The sequence below is a fragment of the Treponema denticola ATCC 35405 genome (assembly GCF_000008185.1).
In the GTDB taxonomy this organism is placed as follows: Bacteria; Spirochaetota; Spirochaetia; order Treponematales; family Treponemataceae; genus Treponema_B; species Treponema_B denticola.
Window position 1 is genome coordinate 1,322,187 of the sequence record NC_002967.9, and the last position, 15,325, is coordinate 1,337,511.

Genomic DNA, 15,325 nt, shown 5'->3' on the forward strand with positions numbered 1-15,325 from the left:
GGAGAAAATTATGATAACCGGAAAACGTTTTAAATTTATTCTATTGACTTTTATTTTTGCTGCAGGCCTTTTTTTTACACAGGCCGGTATTCTTTTTGCACAAGATAAACCTGATGCTCTAAAGCTTTACAGGCAGGGCCGAAGCCTTGATTCCATAGGAAGGCGTGAAGATGCAAGAGCCGCTTATCTATCCGCCATAGAAATTTGCCGTAACGAATTAAAGGTAAATTCTAAGAATATGGATTCTTATGCCGTATATACATGGTGCCTTTTTCGATTGGGCCGATATAAGGACACCGAACTGGTATGTAGTGATGCCTTAAAAATCGGGAGAGATGCACGAATTATCGAAACTTTGGCCGAGGCTCAGTTTTTCCTTGGAAATTATAAAGACTCTTTGCGGAACATGGAAATGTATATCGAGATGGCTCCCAACGGCGAGCGCATAAGCGTTGCCCACTTTTTTGTCGGAGAGATTTACCGAAATACAAAAAAATATCACAAGGCCGATATCGCTTATTCCATTTCAGTGCACTTGGAGCCTTCCAATTCTCTTTGGTGGTATAGGCTTGGAATTGTCCGTGAAGCGGCCGGAGAAAAAGAAGGTGCGATTGCAGCCTATCAAACGGCAGTAAAACTCCGTCCCGAGTTTAAGGAAGCAGCCGAAGCCCTCAAACGGGTAAAGATTTAAATGCCTCAGCCTCTAATAGATTCCTTACAAAGTTCTATCCGCTCATGGAAGGACATGAAAAATGCCTTCGATGAGATAGATGAAAATTCTTATCCCTACAACATTACAGGAATTTCCGGAGGCCTTTTCGGATTTTTTTTAACGGAATATTTATACAAAACCCGTAAGCCTGTCCTCGTGGTTGTTCCGACTGAAAAGGAAGCGGAAGCCGTAAGAGCCGACTTGGATTTTTCCGGAATAGAAAATTTTGTATTGCCTTGGTGGGGCTCTCTTGCCTATAGGCCTATTTCGCCGACAGCCCCCGTTTTTTCCGAACGAGCCGAAGTGCTGATCCGCCTGCTTGAGTCCGGGAATGAATCCTATACAAAAAACAAACCTCCGGTTTTTATTACCTGCCAGCGTTCCTTTTTAACTCCGGTTCCTCCGGCAGATTATTTAAAACAAAACAAGGTAGAAATTGCTGCAGGTTCAAGCCTTGATATTTTAAGCCTTGCAGAGCTTTTAAGTCTTTGGGGTTATATAAGAGTTCCGCGTGTAAGCGTGAGAGGCGAGTTTGCTCTGAGGGGAGAGGTCTTGGATATCTGCCTTGCTTCCAATTCGGGTTCTGAAAAAACGGCTTATCGAATTCAATTTGATTTTGATAAGGTAGAAAAAATAAAGAGCTTTGATATAGCAAGCCAAGGTTCTTTAGAGGAATATAAAAAAATTAACTTCTATCCCGTAAAGGAAGTAATTTGGAATGATGAGCGTATTGACTGCTTGGAAAAAAATTTAAAAACCTATTCGGAATTTTCTGAAAATATTTTAAAAATTATTGATGCCTTAAAAGAATATAAAACCTTTGAAGGAGAAGAAATTTTTTATCCTCTTGCGTTTCAAAAATCTTCTTCCGTTTTGGAATATGCGGAATTAAATGATATTCCTGTTTTTTATTCGGACTATGACAGACAAAAAAATTCTTCGGAAATTTTACTTAGAGAATATATGGGGCTTTATAAAAAAACAAAAACTCAATTTGACGAAAACGAAAAACGAAAAGCTCTTATTTCGGAATATCCCGAACCTCAACGCATCTTACTTCAATTTGAAAGCAATGTACAAAAATATAATAAGTCGATTTATTTTAGAACCTTAGCCGAGCAAGAAGATAAAAATAAAACTCTTAAATTTAAAACCGATCCGCCCCGCAGTTTTTTCGGGAATATAGTTTATTTACGCGAAGAATTAAATAATCTTTTAAATGATGATTGGTCTATCTTCGTATTTGCCGAAAGCGATAATCAGGCTCTCCGTATCGAAGAGATTCTGCACGAAGACAGAATAAAAATTTTACCTTATAACCTTTCAGGCGGCTTCGGTATTCCTGATCTAAAAATTTTGGTAATCCATGAAAACGAAATTTTCGGTCGCCGCCGAAGAATTCCAAAATCTGTAAAGACCGCAAAGAGTTCGGTTATCGATACCTTCATCGAATTAAATCCGGGAGACTATGTTGTTCATGTAAATTACGGCATAGGAAAATTCCGCGGTATCGAACGCGTTAAAATTTTGGATACGGAAAGGGATTATATAAATCTTTTATATGCAAATGATGAAACCGTTTTTATTCCGATTGAGCAGGCCGACCTTGTTCAGCGTTATATAGGAAACGAAGGAGAGGCTCCTCATCTCGATATCCTCGGCTCCAAATCTTGGGAGAACAGAAAGAACAAGGTAAAAAAATCGGTTGAAGATATAGCCGCAAAACTTATAGACCTTTATTCTAAAAGAAAGGCAAGTACGGGCTTTGCTTTTCAAAAAGATGATGAATGGCAGACAGCTTTTGAAGCGGCTTTTCCTTATGAAGAAACCGATGACCAGCTTACCTGTATCGCCGAGGTAAAGGAAGATATGGAAAAGCCTGTTCCCATGGATAGGCTTATCTGCGGAGATGTAGGTTACGGTAAAACCGAAGTTGCAATGCGGGCTGCCTTTAAGGCCGTTATGAGCGGTAAGCAGGTTGCCTTTTTGTCGCCTACAACTATTTTGACCGAGCAGCATTTTGAAACCTTGGACAAGAGGTTTAAAAACTTCCCCGTAAAATTAGCCCGTCTTTCCCGCTTTGTTCCAAAGGGTGAACAAAAAAAAGTTTTGGAAAAATTAAAAAAAGGCGAAGTGGATATTTTAATCGGAACTCATCGCATAATTCAAAAAGATGTTGTCTTTAAGGATTTGGGTTTGATGATTGTCGATGAAGAACAACGCTTCGGTGTTAAGGATAAGGAAAGATTAAAACAGATGAAGCACAATGTGGACTGTCTTTCCCTTTCTGCAACTCCCATTCCGCGAACCCTTCACATGTCGCTTTTAAAAATAAGGGACATGAGCGTAATTGCAACTCCTCCTCAAAACAGAAAACCTGTTGAAACGGTTATCGCCGAGTTCAATGCGGAAAAAGTTGCCGAAGTTATAAGACGGGAATCGGAGAGAGGCGGGCAGGTTTTTTATCTTCATAACAGGGTTGAAAGTTTAGATGAAACTCTTTTTATGCTTCAATCTCTTTTGCCTGAGATTATGATTGAAACGGCACACGGCCAAATGTCTCCTAACCAACTGGAAGAAATTTTTGAGCGCTTTAGTTTGGGCGGTTTTCAGGTTTTAATTGCAACCACCATTATCGAAAACGGCATTGACATTCCGAATGCCAATACCATCATCATAGACCGAGCCGACATGTACGGCGTTTCCCAGCTTTATCAGTTGAGGGGAAGGGTAGGCCGCTCTGACAAAAAGGCCTATGCCTATCTATTGTATCCTGACGATAAGGCTCTTTCCGAAATTGCTATGAAGAGGCTTCAAGTTATTTCAGACTTTACCGAGCTCGGTTCAGGTTTTAAGATTGCGATGAAGGATATGGAAATAAGAGGAGCCGGAAATCTTTTGGGCAGGGAACAATCTGGAGATATTTATTCCGTAGGCTTTGATTTATATTTGCGTCTTTTGGACGAGGCTGTTCAAAAACTGAAAAACCAAGATTATGAGCCTGTTCAAGAATCCGTTATCGAGCTTGAGTATTCGGGTTTTATTCCCGATTCCTATATTTCAAGCCCCGAAACCAAAATGGAAGTTTATAAAAAAATTGCAGCCGTTAAGGTGCAGGGAGACCTCGACAGGGTTTACTCCGAAATCCTTGACCGCTTCGGTCCTGCACCTTCCGAGGTGGAAAGTCTTTTGGCTCTTTCCGAAATAAAAATTATCTGTAATCATCTTTCGATTGCAAGCCTAAAAGAAAGAAAGGCTGCCGTCCGCATAGAGTTTGCCCGTGTATCAAAAATCTCGGTGGATAAACTTTTGCGTATGATAAAAGAATCCGCAGGCCGTGTAAGCCTTGACCCAAAAGCTCCGAATGTCCTCATCCTCCAAACCGGCAAAATCGGCTTAAAAGAAAAAAGCGAATTCATCCGCGAAAAGCTCGGCAGCTTGATGTAGGGAAATCAACCGCAAGGGCCGCTAATAGCGCAAAGAGATTTATGTGTCTTACCCTTTACCGATTAAAATTTATATGCTATTATATATCTTGTGAATTTTATGTAAACATTTTTGGAGGGAAATATTAATAAAAAAGTAATAAAAGATCTGTGCATTCTTTTTATATTGTATTTTTTTGCGTTTTTTATGCTTTCTTATGCCGGTAAGTTTCTTTTTAAAAATTTTTATAATTACTATTATACCTTATTTGTTAAATATAATGGAATTTTCGGTAGTTTATTATTTTTATTATTTATAATTATTTTCTATTTATTTTATTCAAAAGATTTAAAGATAATATTTACTTATAAAAAATTAAATTTTTCTTTTGTTGTAAAAGGGTTGATTTATCTGTCATCAATCATGATGATATATTATATAATATCCTTTATTTTTGATAATTCTTTTCTTTTTAATTTTTTTAAATATTTTAATGATGTTTTAACGGGTAAAAAAAATATTACTGTATATGATATTTTGATTTTAGAAAAATTGCAAAGACCTCGTTTTGAACCTTTTATGCTTATAGGTACCGTAATCATTGGCCCTATTTTTGAAGAAATATTTTATAGAGGCCTTCTATATAATAAATTAAAAGAAATAAGCAATACCCTTATTGCTGTATTTATTTCTTCAATACTTTTTGCTTTTTTACATATCCCCGGTTACGGATTTAATATAAAAATGTTTTCTCTTGTGCTTGACGGTATTTTATTGACTTATTGTTATGAAAAAACCGATAATATTTATGTTCCTATTCTTGTTCATTCAATTAATAATTTTTTTATATTTTTATTTAAATATGTATATTTTTATTTTTTAATAGTTATTTATTTTATAATTTTTATTGCCGGTATAATAATGGCTATACAAGAAATAAAAATATACCTAAAAAAGAGAAAGATTTTTAATGAAGTACAAACCGATACTTTAGCCGAGACTGAAAACTAAGCATATTTAGATGTTGAAAATATTCGAATTTATTAAAAATAATTGACATTTTATAAATTATTGAAATTTATGAAGCTTACCCTTTACAGATTAAAATTTATATGCTATTATATATCTTGTGAAATTTTATGTAAACTTTTTTGGAGGAAAATATGAAAAACTTACAAAAGAAAATCTATTTATTCGGAATAGCGGCAATATGTGTGTTTTTATTTATTTCTTGTTTTTCGGATAATACAAAACAGGAATTTCCGAAAGAGGCTAAGGCTTGTGCTGATTATGTTCTACAAAACTATATGACACCCGAATCCTATGTTATAGAAAAATTTAAAGATCATGATGCCGTTATTTTAGGCGAAAACCATAGAATAAAACATGATCCGCTTCTTGTACAAAGGCTAATTCCCTTGTTGTATGAAAACGGAATTTACACTGTAGCAATTGAATTTGCCTTATATGAAGATCAGCCTCTTATCGATGCTCTTGTTACTGCATCGGAATATGATGAAAAGCTGGCTCAAAAGATAAATTTAAATGCATTCTTGAGTATAGGTCTTGGAGGTTATCATGAATACTGCGATATTTTTAAAGCGGCATGGAAATTAAATGCCTCACTTCCTCCCGATTCAAAAAAAATGCGCATACTCGGAATAAACGATGTTCTCGATTGGTCTCTTCAAAAAACGAAAGCAGATAGAAATAATCCTGAAATACGTAAAAAAATTTTCCGTAATTTTTCTGAAAAAAATTGGGCGTATAGAGTAAAAACCGAAGTGCTCGATAGGGGAGAAAAGGTGCTTTGCTATTGCGGTATGCATCATGCTTTTTCCAAATACCGCCAACCTATTGCAGATGAAAGTCTAGGAGCTTTTATCCGTTTTGGCGATATTCGATTTGGAAACTATCTATATGAAAAAATTAAAGATAAGGTATTTACTATTTCGCTGCATTATCCGTGGGTGTCTGCACAAGGCTATAAAGCTCCTAGTGTTTTACCGGTTGACGGTATAATTGACTATGCTATGGCACTCCTTCCTAAAGAAAACCGTCACTTCGGTGTAGATACGGCTTCTTCTCCTTTCGGTTTACTGACATCGCAAACAAGTTATTATAAATATGGTTATGAGCCTTTTATGTTAAAGGATTTTTGTGACGGTTATATTTGTCAAGGCCCTTTTACCGAATATGAAGGAGTAACACCGATCAAAGATTTTATTAACGAGGATAATATTGAATATGCAAAAGAACATTTATGGTATCCGATTAACCAATGGCCCATTCAAGAAATTAATGAAGGTAACGCTTCCGATGCACAAATAAAGCGGCATCATCTTAAAAGTATTATTGAAGCAGTAAAGGACTTGTATAAATAAGAACATATCAAAACAATCTCTACACCCTAATCCCTAGCTCATCTATCTCCAAGCCGGATTTTTGTTCAAAGTATTTTTTTAGTTCGATATGTTTGTTCCATTTGTCTTGGGGATAATAACCGTGGCGTTTTTTTACATCGCCCATTCTCTCTTCGATTTTTGCAGAGCCTTGAGGGAGAGCAATGCTGTCGCATAGCTGAATGAGCCTGTCGTAATCGTCATATTCGTATTCGTCGATAAGCTTTTTTATTTTTTTATACGCTTCAGGGCTGACATCGTTTTTGCCGATGTAGGTTTCTATTTTTTTTATAGAAAAAGAATGAGTTATACATACTCGGGCAGCCTCATCATAGCCTAATTTCATAAGATACTCATAACCGTCTATTACATGGGCAAGGGCTGTTACGCCTTCCCTCCGTCCTATATCGTGAAGAAGTCCCAAGATATAGGCCTTGACAGGATCTAAGTCCTTACAGGCTGAGGCAATTTTTTGTGCACACTTGGCTGCAACAATGGAGTGTTCTCTCCAAGGGCCGGGATTTTTTAAATAAGCTTCTTCAAGTAATCTTTCAGCTTCTTCTTTAGAAGGTAACATTTTTTATCCTTAAAATAAAACCGCCTTGTGCTCAAGCCCTAGCTTTTTATAGAACTTGTAAGCTCGGCACATTAAGGCGGCTTTATAAGATTTTAAGCGTTTACTTTCCCGAAATTGTAATGCCTGTAGAATGCATCCACGGAACTATTGCGTTTCCGTAGTCGACTTTTTCTTTTGAAACGGAAATTATATCGCTGAACATCTTTACGATGTTTCCTGCTATCATCGTTTCGGAAAGAGGTTTTGTAATTTCGCCGTTTTCGATGAGGTAGGAATTTTTTGCAACGCCCGAAAAGTCTCCGTTTGCGGCAGGGTTTCCGCCTGAAAAACGGCCGAGTAAAATTCCTTTTTTGACATTCTTAATCATATCAGCCTTTGCCGTATTTCCGCTTTCTATTATTAAGCCTTCTCCTCCCGAAACGCAGCGGGGAAGGCCTGTTTTTTTGGAACCGTAAAGGCTCAAAACAAAGTCTTTTAAAACGCCCTTTTCAATAAGTGTTTTGTTTTCGGTTTTAAAGCCGTCTCCGGTGTAAAGGCTTTCAAGTTCAGTGCCCGCCGGTCTTCGAGGAAACGAATGGAGGGTAAATAAATCCGATAGTACTTTTTGATTTAATTTATCCTTCCAAATAGAAGTGCCTGTAATTAGGGGCATGTTGCTCATAAAAAGCCCTATCATCGTACCTGCAAAATCTATCATACTCATAGGAGTTATGACTATATCCCCTTTAAAGGAACCTGAAAGAGGGGCGGTAACCGTTTGACCGCAGTTTTCCCTCATTATCTCATCGAGGTTTCCCCAGTCCTTTAAGGGCTTATCCAAGTTAAGGTGAGCGGCTCCGCTATAGTTAAAGCTGCTCGTACCCTTGTCGTCTTTTGCAAAAAACATTGCCGTAAAATTGTATATGCCTGAGCTTTGTGTAAAGCGCACTCCGTTTGAGTTTGCAAGGATTTGCTCGCTTCTTGTAAAGTCTAAAACACATTGATTTAATTGTAAGGTAGGGTAGGCCGATTTTGTATAATCCAAAAATTCTTTCAGCCTCTCATACATTTTTTCGTTATTGGGTTCCGTATCGCCGTAGGAAAGAGTTTCTCCCTTTTGCATAGGCGCAATATCGTTTCCATCATCCTTTTCGGAAGATCGTGAAAGGGCAACAACTTTTGCAGCCTCTTCTTTTAAGGTTTTTTCGCTTAAATCATTTCCCGAAATATGCCCCTTCTTGGTTTCTACAAGAGAGGTCATTGCAACTGAGATATCGGTGGTACTCCTATAAAGGCTTAAACGGCCTGCATCAATATTCATTTCGCTTTTTACGCTTTTTGAAACCCTTGTTGTTGCCTTATCGGCTCCCTCTTTTTTAAGGGCATCCAAGATAAATTCCGCATGTTTTATTCCGTCAAATCCGCTCATTATTCCCGTCCTCCTACTCCGATTTTACACTTGATTGCAGGTCCGCCCATTCCTACATTGATGAGCTGCTTTTTTCCGCACATGCCGGCATTGCTCCAACTCATATCGTCGCTTACCATTGTTACGGTTTTAAGCATGTCGAAGGCTACTCCCGCTATAGTGCAGTCCTTTACGGCCCTGCCGATTTTTCCGTTTTTAATTTCATAACCGAGCACTACACCGAACATAAATTCGCTTGTAGAGTCGGCCTGCCCGTTCGATGAGCGTACAAAATAGTAGCCGTCATCAATGCTCGCTATCATGTCCTTTAGCTTATCCTTTCCGGGGAGAATTGCGGTGTTCCGCATACGCACCAAAGGCTCATCCGAAAATTCGTTTGCACGGGCGTTTCCTGTCGGGTCTACCTTAAAGATGGCTGCCGACTGTTTGTTATGCATATAGGATCGTAAGATTCCGTCCTTTATTATAACGGCATCCTTTGCAGCAACTCCCTCATCGTCTATCCAGATAGGAACGGGGCATATTTTGCCGTTACACTCGTAGGCAAAGTCTACGAGAGTTACCAATGGAGTCGCAACTTCCTTATTCATAAAGTCTGCCGCAATGGAGCCGGACATTACGAAGTCCGATTCTGTGGTATGTCCTATTGCTTCATGGGCAAGGATGCCTGCAAGGTCGGGGCCGAGTACAACATCGTGAATACCGGGCTTGGCATAGACTCCGGCCGCCTTTTGTTTTAGGTTTTCAACCATTTCATCTATTTTAGAATAGTAAAGATTAGGCTTATCGAAGAGGTTTTTAAATTGACCGTAGCCTCCGAATACATCGTAGAGGTCTATGGGCTGGCCTTCCGAGAGGAGCTTAAAGCTCATCACTAAATTTGCTCTTGAAATATAGGTGTGGGCATCAGCCTTGTCCGATGTAATAAGATGCCTTTCGGTTCCGTTTGCCGAGATTCTAAAAATTCTTGATTGAAGTTCGGGATATTTTTTTGCCGTGTAGTTTTCAAGGTCTTTTATAAAGTCTATTGCTTCCTTTTGATCGGCATCCTTGGAAGGATCGTACTTTCCGTAGGTGCCCTGTCCCGTAAAGGCTGGAAGTTCTGCTTGACCGCTTCCCGTTTTTTTGGCTAAAAACTTAACGTTTTCGTTTGCCGATTTTATAGATGAGGCTATGGCCTCATCCGTTTGTTCGGGTGATGAGGCAAAGCCCCATACCCCGTCCTTAAAAGAGCGGGCACAAACTCCGGCTTTTCGGGCTTGAACATTGTTTATAAGGTCTCCGTTTACAGCTGCCACAGTCATAAAGCTGTCATTTTGAACCCTAAGCTCTGTGTACTCCGAAAAAAGCCTTGCATGGCTCTTTAAATCATCAAATTTCATGACATACCTCCATAAAAAGTTTTTGCAGGAAATATTAATTTCCGAAAAAGTTTATTCTTCTTCAAATTTATTGTTAAAAATAGTTTCGATTGCTTCGCTGGCTTCCTTTTCATCAGGCCCATCACAGGTGAGGGTGAGCTCTGTGCCGTAGGCGGCAGCCATAGTTATAATCCCTATTACCGATTTAGCATTGATTTTTGCATCTTCCTTGCATAAAAAAATTTCCGAAGAAAAATTGTTCGATTTTTGTGCAATAAGAGCTGCCGGCCGGGCATGTATTCCTGCCCGATTTTGAACCTTAATAGTTTTTGAAATCATAATTTATTCCTTCTAATAGGTGTCGTCATCAGTGTAGTAGGGTGCCCTTGCAGAATCTGTTTCGATCCATCTAAGAACATTTCTGCTGAATTCTCTTGCAGAAAAATACCCCATACTCTTTAGTCTTTCATTTTTAGCTGCCGTTTCCAAAATAATCGGCACATTCCTTCCGGGTTTAACCGGTATTTCCAATAGAGGAATTTTAACATCAAGAATTTCCGTTGTAAGTTCCTCAGTTCCCAATCTATCATAAACCTTTTCGGCATCCCATTCTTCAAGCTTTGCAACCAGCTGAATCTGCTTTACTTCCCGTATAGCTCCTATACCGTAAAGCTGGCGTATATTTATTATGCCTAAACCCCTTATTTCCATGTGATGGCCTATAATCTTATTGGCTCCCGTCCTACAAGGGTGTTTCCGTTTATGCAGGAGATTTCGACTACATCGTCGGCTACGAGGCGGTGCCCTCTTTCAATAAGTTCAAGGGCTGTTCGCTTTTTCCGACGCTGAGCTGCCCATTATGAGAATGCCTAGGCCGAAAACTTCAACCAAGACTCCATGTAAAGAAATTCTAGGGGCAAAGGTATTCGATAGGATTCGTAAGAGGCGTAAGGCCAGTTCATTTGAAGAAAGAGTTGAAGTCAAAATAGGGCAATTATGCTTATCGCTTATTTCTAAAAATTCCTTTGGAGGTTTTAAATCGTTTGAAAATAAACAGCATGGAATCTTAAAAGAAAACATTTTTTCGATTGTGGACAGGTCTTTTTTTTCCGTAAGGGTGGCAAGATAGGCGTATTCTCCTCGTCCGAAAAGCTGAACTCTTTCATTTGCAAATGAATCGAAAAAGCCTGAAAGGGCAAGTCCCGGACGGTTGATATTGGGTTCCAGAATCTTATTGGAAAGCCCCATTCTTCCCGATACACAGGTTAATTCAAGGGAGTCATGTTTTTTAAGGTCTAATTCCAAAAGATTGAGCACCGAAAAGCTTATGTTAGCCATGTTTTTAATATACACATTTAAGGCTGTTTTGTAAACAGACTTTGCCTGATTTTCAGTTGTTTTCATAATTTAAAATTTATGAGTTTAAAATAAAAAAGGGAGCCCCTTTAGAGCTCCCCCAAAATTAAAAACTTAAATTAAGCTTACTTCTTTTCTTGAACCTTGTCCTTTTCTTTTTTGACTTTTTGGTCGGCTATATCCATCATTTTATTGACGCCGGCCTCAAACTCATAGTTTTCGGTTGAAACATGGGCCGTGCCCCCCCACCTAAAGTTAATTGTTGTGTCGTAGATAAACTTTTTGTCCAGTTTGATAAAGCACTGAATATCGGTAATAAGATTATCCGCGTATTCGATTCTTTTAAACTTTTGATCCAGATATTTTTTCTGATCCTCGTCCATCGTAAATTTTACTGCTTGAATATTAATGTTCATAATTTCCTCCACACAATTTCATTGTACTTATAGGATACTACACTTTTGCTCAAAAGTCGAGCTTAAAATACGGATAAATGGTAAAAAAATGAAATTGAGCGGAAAACTGACTTTATTAAAAACTAGAGGCCTCTCGGGGCCTTTGCAGGGTCGATGGGCTTATTTTTATCATAGACCATAAAGTAGAGCCTTGCTTTGCCTGTGAGCAATTCTACTCCCAGCTCTCCCAGCTTTTGGCCTACGGCGATTGTATCTCCCTTTTTTACGACGATTTTCTCCATTCCGCCGTAAACATAGATGTGTTTTGTCTTAGATTGAACAAATACGACCTGACCGAAGCCTCGGTGAGGGCCTGTGGATACGACTTTCCCTGAGCTTACAGCCTTTACGGCCTGTCCCTTTACCGAATCTATAACGACTCCGGTGATTTTTCCTGAAAGATAGGCAACCTTTGAGGCCGGAACGGGCCAAAGGAGCTTGGAATCGGCTTGCTTTGTAGAAGTGCTCGGCTTTACGGCCTGAGTTTCCTTATCGGAGCCTGCCTTTGTAATTGAGGTTTTTTCTTGTTTGCCGTCTTGAGGTGCTTTGCTCTCCTGCTCTTGGGCCGTGCCTTGGGATTTTCCTTGAGGGATTTTTAAAATTTGGCCTATTTTTAAGGGCGTTTTTTCGTTAAGTCCGTTTAGTTTAAGGATATCGGAAAATTTGACGCCGAATTTTTTTGCCAAGGCATAAAGAGTATCTCCTTTTTGTATCACATGGGTGATCTCCTCCGAACCGGTCTTGGCATTAGTTTTTTTATCGTTTTTTGCAGAACTTTCTACCGGAATTATGAGCTTTTGCCCTATCTTTATTTTTGAAGGGTCGCTTAAGTTATTTTTTTTGAGAATAGAATCTATAGGCGTATTATATTTTTTGCTAATGGAATAAAGAGTGTCTCCTTTTTCGATTATATGCACGATATCTTCTGCAAAGCAGAAAAATGAGAACAAAATAAAAAATAAAGGCCTTAAGATGTTTTTTTTATACATTAAGCCTCTGTTGGAGGGGTAAACATATCAACCATAAAAGCTAAATCTTCCGGAGAGAATTCAAGGTTCTTTTCCTGTACCCTTTCTTTATTTGTAGTATTGAGTTTTTGCAATAGGCTAAAAACTATATATGTTAAGATAACGTTTCCTGCCTTTGGATGAGCATTTATATATGCCGTAAATTGTTCTTTAGATATAAGCAGGATTGTCGAAGGATCTAAGGCATTTACTGTGGCCGTTGCAGGCTGATCTTTAAAGAGAGATGTTTCACCGAAACTTGCATTGTTTTGTAAAATACCTATTTTCACATCTCCCCATTTTCCGCTTTTTACTATTTCAAGTTTTCCGCTCAATAATACAAAAAAGCCGTTGTTTTCGGTACCTTCGGTAATAATGCTTTCTCCTCGTTCATAGGAAAGAATTTCAGAAAAATCTATTATCTGCATTAAATCCGCATCTTCCATGCACGAAAAAAAAGCTGTTTGTTTTACTTCTTGAAAAAAAATGTCTCTATCCATTTCTACCTTGTTCATATCTACTCCCATAAAATAATACGATGTTTTGTGCAAAGCACAAAACTCGAAGATAAACAGTGAGGCTGTATTTCTGCCGAACTGTTTATCGATACTCCCAATTATCGGTATGCATTAAAAAATACATCCGTGCTTAAATTATTTATCTTTGTTCCTACAGGATAAGCTCCCAGTATATTTTTACGGCCTTCTTCCAAATGTTTGGAGGTAATTCCGTATTTGATTGAGCTTTCGGCCTCAACAAAGGCTGCTATCTGATCGGCAACCCTCACCAAGCGTCCATCCGTAGCCTTAAATTCCTTATCGGCATATTTTTGCGATAACTCTTCAAAGCTTACAATTTTTACCTGTTTGTTTACAATAACCCTGTTTTCAAATTCATCGGATATATAATACATAACCTCATCTATAAAAGATTCGTCCATCAAGGGTAAAAGCTCGTCCTTTACTATGCGATCTTCGATTTCTTTTACGACAGCGGGCAAGTGATCCGTTGCCTGTTTTACAGGTGAAATAATATCCCTTGTAACCGCTTCAGGGAGATCATGAAATAGGGCCGAAAAAAAGTTGTTATATCTTCTTTCATTATTAATGTTTAAATCGTAGCACATTAAAAGGGTTAGGGCTGCAACATAAAAGGAGTGGCCCAGCACTGTTGTTGGAGGAACTCTCGGTGTTTGATTCCAGCGGATCTGAAATCTCAATTTTTCTATTTCGGTTATAAGTTTATGAGGATTTTGGTTTGCAAGGAGAAGTTGAATGCCTGTTAAATCCATAAACTCGCAGATTTCTTCCTTTAGAAAGCCGTCAATTTCGGTTAAACGGAAAGCTTCGTTTACCGGTTTAAGCATTTCAAATTCTCTTATTGTAGAATATTTATGAGCTGCCCGTGAAACCTTCCATGTTATATCGTCTTTATCGGGTTCTTCAAAAAGGTAAGAATGAAATTTAGCCTTAAATTCTCCGTCGGGAAAAATATCATTATATTTTTCGAATATCCATTCGTTAATCTTTTTGTATTCTTCAGGGTATTCTTTTCGTATTCTTCTTTGCACCGGTGCCTTTATATCGCAAAGGGCTATTTTTCTTAAAATATCGAAAACGGAACCGTCGATTATCCTATCCCAATCGATTTTTTTACCTTTTTTTTCTTCGTATTTTCCGATTATATAGGCTAAAAATGTCTTTTCGGCTGTTTTATCCATTTCGACTATTTCAAAGGGCCGGATAAGATCGTTCCAGCGCTGGATTGAGAAGGCCTCAAATAATTTTAAAACGGTTTTTGTCGTAAAAATCATTTTTTAGGTTTATCCTTTTGCTTTAGATCTTTTTCCATCTTATCTTTCCAGATTTCGATTTTACGTTTAATTTCTTCAACTTCCCTGTGCTCATTTAAAACCATGTGTACCCTTCTTAAGCCTTCCAAAAAAAGGATTGCAGTGCGGAAGTCGCTTATATTGTTTGTAACAATTTCGTATTTTTCGCGATATTTGTCGGCAGCTTTGGTAAAAAGTTTTTTTACAAGCCTAAGATGATATATTACGGTATCATAATCCTCCGCATGAGGGTTTAAGCCTGTTTGGCTTATTTCTTTTAGATCCATTATGTTTTTTGCAACTACTGCAAAACGGGCTTCTATGTCGATAAAGGACCAACGCCATTTGGTATTTTCCCCGTATGCATCTATTACCAAGTTTATTACCAGGCCCAGTTTTCGTATAAGATAATATCTTTGTTTTTCGGTAATCTTTGAAATCCGGTCAACTCCTTCTTCATATTCGGAAAAAGGAGCATCTATGAGGTCGGTTACAATTTCTTCAAGGTAGATTATGGGCTTATACAGGGTTTTTCGTGCTTCATTGAGAATGTTTTCGTTTTTTCCGCCGAGGAGGGCTACCGATAGCCTGAATTTGGCCAGATAAAGGGTTGCCAAGTAAATCATCTCATCGGCAAGTACCAGTCTTTTATAAGCGGCACCGAATGTGTCTTTTTTTATAAGCGAAAGAATATTTTCTTCATGTTTTAAAACTTGGTTTATTACCTGATCATATTCATAAACCCGTTTTGTATAAAGTTCTCTGTTTCCGCTTTTTTCCCCGTCCACAA

13 protein-coding genes and 1 pseudogene are annotated in these 15,325 nt (G+C 38.2%); 4 read left to right on the forward strand and 10 right to left on the reverse strand.

Going from position 1 to position 15,325, the window contains the following annotated elements; genetic code table 11:
* Window positions 1-10: 10 nt before the first annotated feature.
* The 4 genes from TDE_RS06165 to TDE_RS06180 all read left to right on the forward strand — a co-directional run bounded on the left by TDE_RS06165 (window position 11) and on the right by TDE_RS06180 (window position 6,522).
* Window positions 11-691, forward strand: coding sequence for a tetratricopeptide repeat protein (locus TDE_RS06165; protein WP_002668595.1), 681 nt, complete (start codon window positions 11-13; stop codon window positions 689-691).
* On the forward strand, window positions 692-4,159 hold the full coding sequence (mfd, locus tag TDE_RS06170) for a transcription-repair coupling factor (RefSeq protein WP_002678792.1): 3,468 nt from the start codon (window positions 692-694) through the stop codon (window positions 4,157-4,159).
* A gap of 123 nt (window positions 4,160-4,282) precedes the next feature.
* Window positions 4,283-5,149: a CPBP family intramembrane glutamic endopeptidase gene (locus tag TDE_RS06175; RefSeq protein ID WP_044971571.1), complete on the forward strand. Its 867-nt coding sequence runs from the start codon at window positions 4,283-4,285 to the stop codon at window positions 5,147-5,149.
* 152 nt (window positions 5,150-5,301) lie between these two features.
* A complete protein-coding gene (locus tag TDE_RS06180) occupies window positions 5,302-6,522 on the forward strand; it encodes a hypothetical protein (RefSeq protein ID WP_002678794.1) in 1,221 nt (406 codons plus the stop codon).
* 19 nt (window positions 6,523-6,541) lie between these two features.
* Here the strand turns inward: TDE_RS06180 and TDE_RS06185 are convergent, their stop codons facing one another.
* The 10 genes and pseudogenes from TDE_RS06185 to TDE_RS06230 all read right to left on the reverse strand — a co-directional run bounded on the left by TDE_RS06185 (window position 6,542) and on the right by TDE_RS06230 (window position 15,323).
* Window positions 6,542-7,117: an HDOD domain-containing protein gene (locus TDE_RS06185; protein ID WP_002678795.1), complete on the reverse strand. Its 576-nt coding sequence runs from the start codon at window positions 7,115-7,117 to the stop codon at window positions 6,542-6,544.
* A gap of 100 nt (window positions 7,118-7,217) precedes the next feature.
* Window positions 7,218-8,525 carry a TldD/PmbA family protein gene (locus TDE_RS06190; protein ID WP_002678796.1) on the reverse strand — a complete coding sequence of 436 codons (1,308 nt, stop codon included), beginning with the start codon at window positions 8,523-8,525 and terminating at the stop codon, window positions 7,218-7,220.
* Window positions 8,525-9,907: a TldD/PmbA family protein gene (locus tag TDE_RS06195; protein WP_002668604.1), complete on the reverse strand. Its 1,383-nt coding sequence runs from the start codon at window positions 9,905-9,907 to the stop codon at window positions 8,525-8,527. The genes TDE_RS06190 and TDE_RS06195 overlap by 1 nt, the downstream gene beginning before the upstream one ends.
* Window positions 9,908-9,958: 51 nt before the next feature.
* On the reverse strand, window positions 9,959-10,225 hold the full coding sequence (locus tag TDE_RS06200) for an HPr family phosphocarrier protein (protein WP_002668605.1): 267 nt from the start codon (window positions 10,223-10,225) through the stop codon (window positions 9,959-9,961).
* 12 nt (window positions 10,226-10,237) lie between these two features.
* A pseudogene (gene hprK / locus TDE_RS06205) lies at window positions 10,238-11,290 on the reverse strand (HPr(Ser) kinase/phosphatase).
* 77 nt (window positions 11,291-11,367) lie between these two features.
* Window positions 11,368-11,658 (reverse strand): HPF/RaiA family ribosome-associated protein, encoded by a 291-nt coding sequence (locus TDE_RS06210; protein WP_002671537.1) that lies wholly within the window; start codon window positions 11,656-11,658, stop codon window positions 11,368-11,370.
* A gap of 122 nt (window positions 11,659-11,780) precedes the next feature.
* On the reverse strand, window positions 11,781-12,686 hold the full coding sequence (locus TDE_RS06215; protein ID WP_002678797.1) for a M23 family metallopeptidase: 906 nt from the start codon (window positions 12,684-12,686) through the stop codon (window positions 11,781-11,783).
* Window positions 12,686-13,219 (reverse strand): cyclic nucleotide-binding domain-containing protein, encoded by a 534-nt coding sequence (locus TDE_RS06220; RefSeq protein WP_002668609.1) that lies wholly within the window; start codon window positions 13,217-13,219, stop codon window positions 12,686-12,688. Before TDE_RS06220 ends, TDE_RS06215 begins: the two co-directional genes overlap by 1 nt.
* 101 nt (window positions 13,220-13,320) lie before the next feature.
* Window positions 13,321-14,517, reverse strand: a complete 1,197-nt coding sequence (locus tag TDE_RS06225; protein WP_002671534.1) for an HD domain-containing protein — start codon at window positions 14,515-14,517, stop codon at window positions 13,321-13,323.
* A complete protein-coding gene (locus TDE_RS06230) occupies window positions 14,514-15,323 on the reverse strand; it encodes a hypothetical protein (RefSeq protein ID WP_002668611.1) in 810 nt (269 codons plus the stop codon). Before TDE_RS06230 ends, TDE_RS06225 begins: the two co-directional genes overlap by 4 nt.
* Between the last annotated feature and the right edge of the window lie 2 nt (window positions 15,324-15,325).

Excerpts from the sequence above, each read along its gene's own strand:
- TDE_RS06165 (WP_002668595.1), top strand. The coding sequence starts at position 11 with ATGATAACCGGAAAACGTTTTAAATTTATTCTATTGACTTTTATTTTT.
- mfd (WP_002678792.1), top strand. The coding sequence starts at position 692 with ATGCCTCAGCCTCTAATAGATTCCTTACAAAGTTCTATCCGCTCATGG.
- TDE_RS06180 (WP_002678794.1), top strand. The coding sequence starts at position 5,302 with ATGAAAAACTTACAAAAGAAAATCTATTTATTCGGAATAGCGGCAATA.
- TDE_RS06185 (WP_002678795.1), bottom strand. The coding sequence starts at position 7,117 with ATGTTACCTTCTAAAGAAGAAGCTGAAAGATTACTTGAAGAAGCTTAT.
- TDE_RS06190 (WP_002678796.1), bottom strand. The coding sequence starts at position 8,525 with ATGAGCGGATTTGACGGAATAAAACATGCGGAATTTATCTTGGATGCC.
- TDE_RS06195 (WP_002668604.1), bottom strand. The coding sequence starts at position 9,907 with ATGAAATTTGATGATTTAAAGAGCCATGCAAGGCTTTTTTCGGAGTAC.
- TDE_RS06200 (WP_002668605.1), bottom strand. The coding sequence starts at position 10,225 with ATGATTTCAAAAACTATTAAGGTTCAAAATCGGGCAGGAATACATGCC.
- TDE_RS06210 (WP_002671537.1), bottom strand. The coding sequence starts at position 11,658 with ATGAACATTAATATTCAAGCAGTAAAATTTACGATGGACGAGGATCAG.
- TDE_RS06215 (WP_002678797.1), bottom strand. The coding sequence starts at position 12,686 with ATGTATAAAAAAAACATCTTAAGGCCTTTATTTTTTATTTTGTTCTCA.
- TDE_RS06220 (WP_002668609.1), bottom strand. The coding sequence starts at position 13,219 with ATGAACAAGGTAGAAATGGATAGAGACATTTTTTTTCAAGAAGTAAAA.
- TDE_RS06225 (WP_002671534.1), bottom strand. The coding sequence starts at position 14,517 with ATGATTTTTACGACAAAAACCGTTTTAAAATTATTTGAGGCCTTCTCA.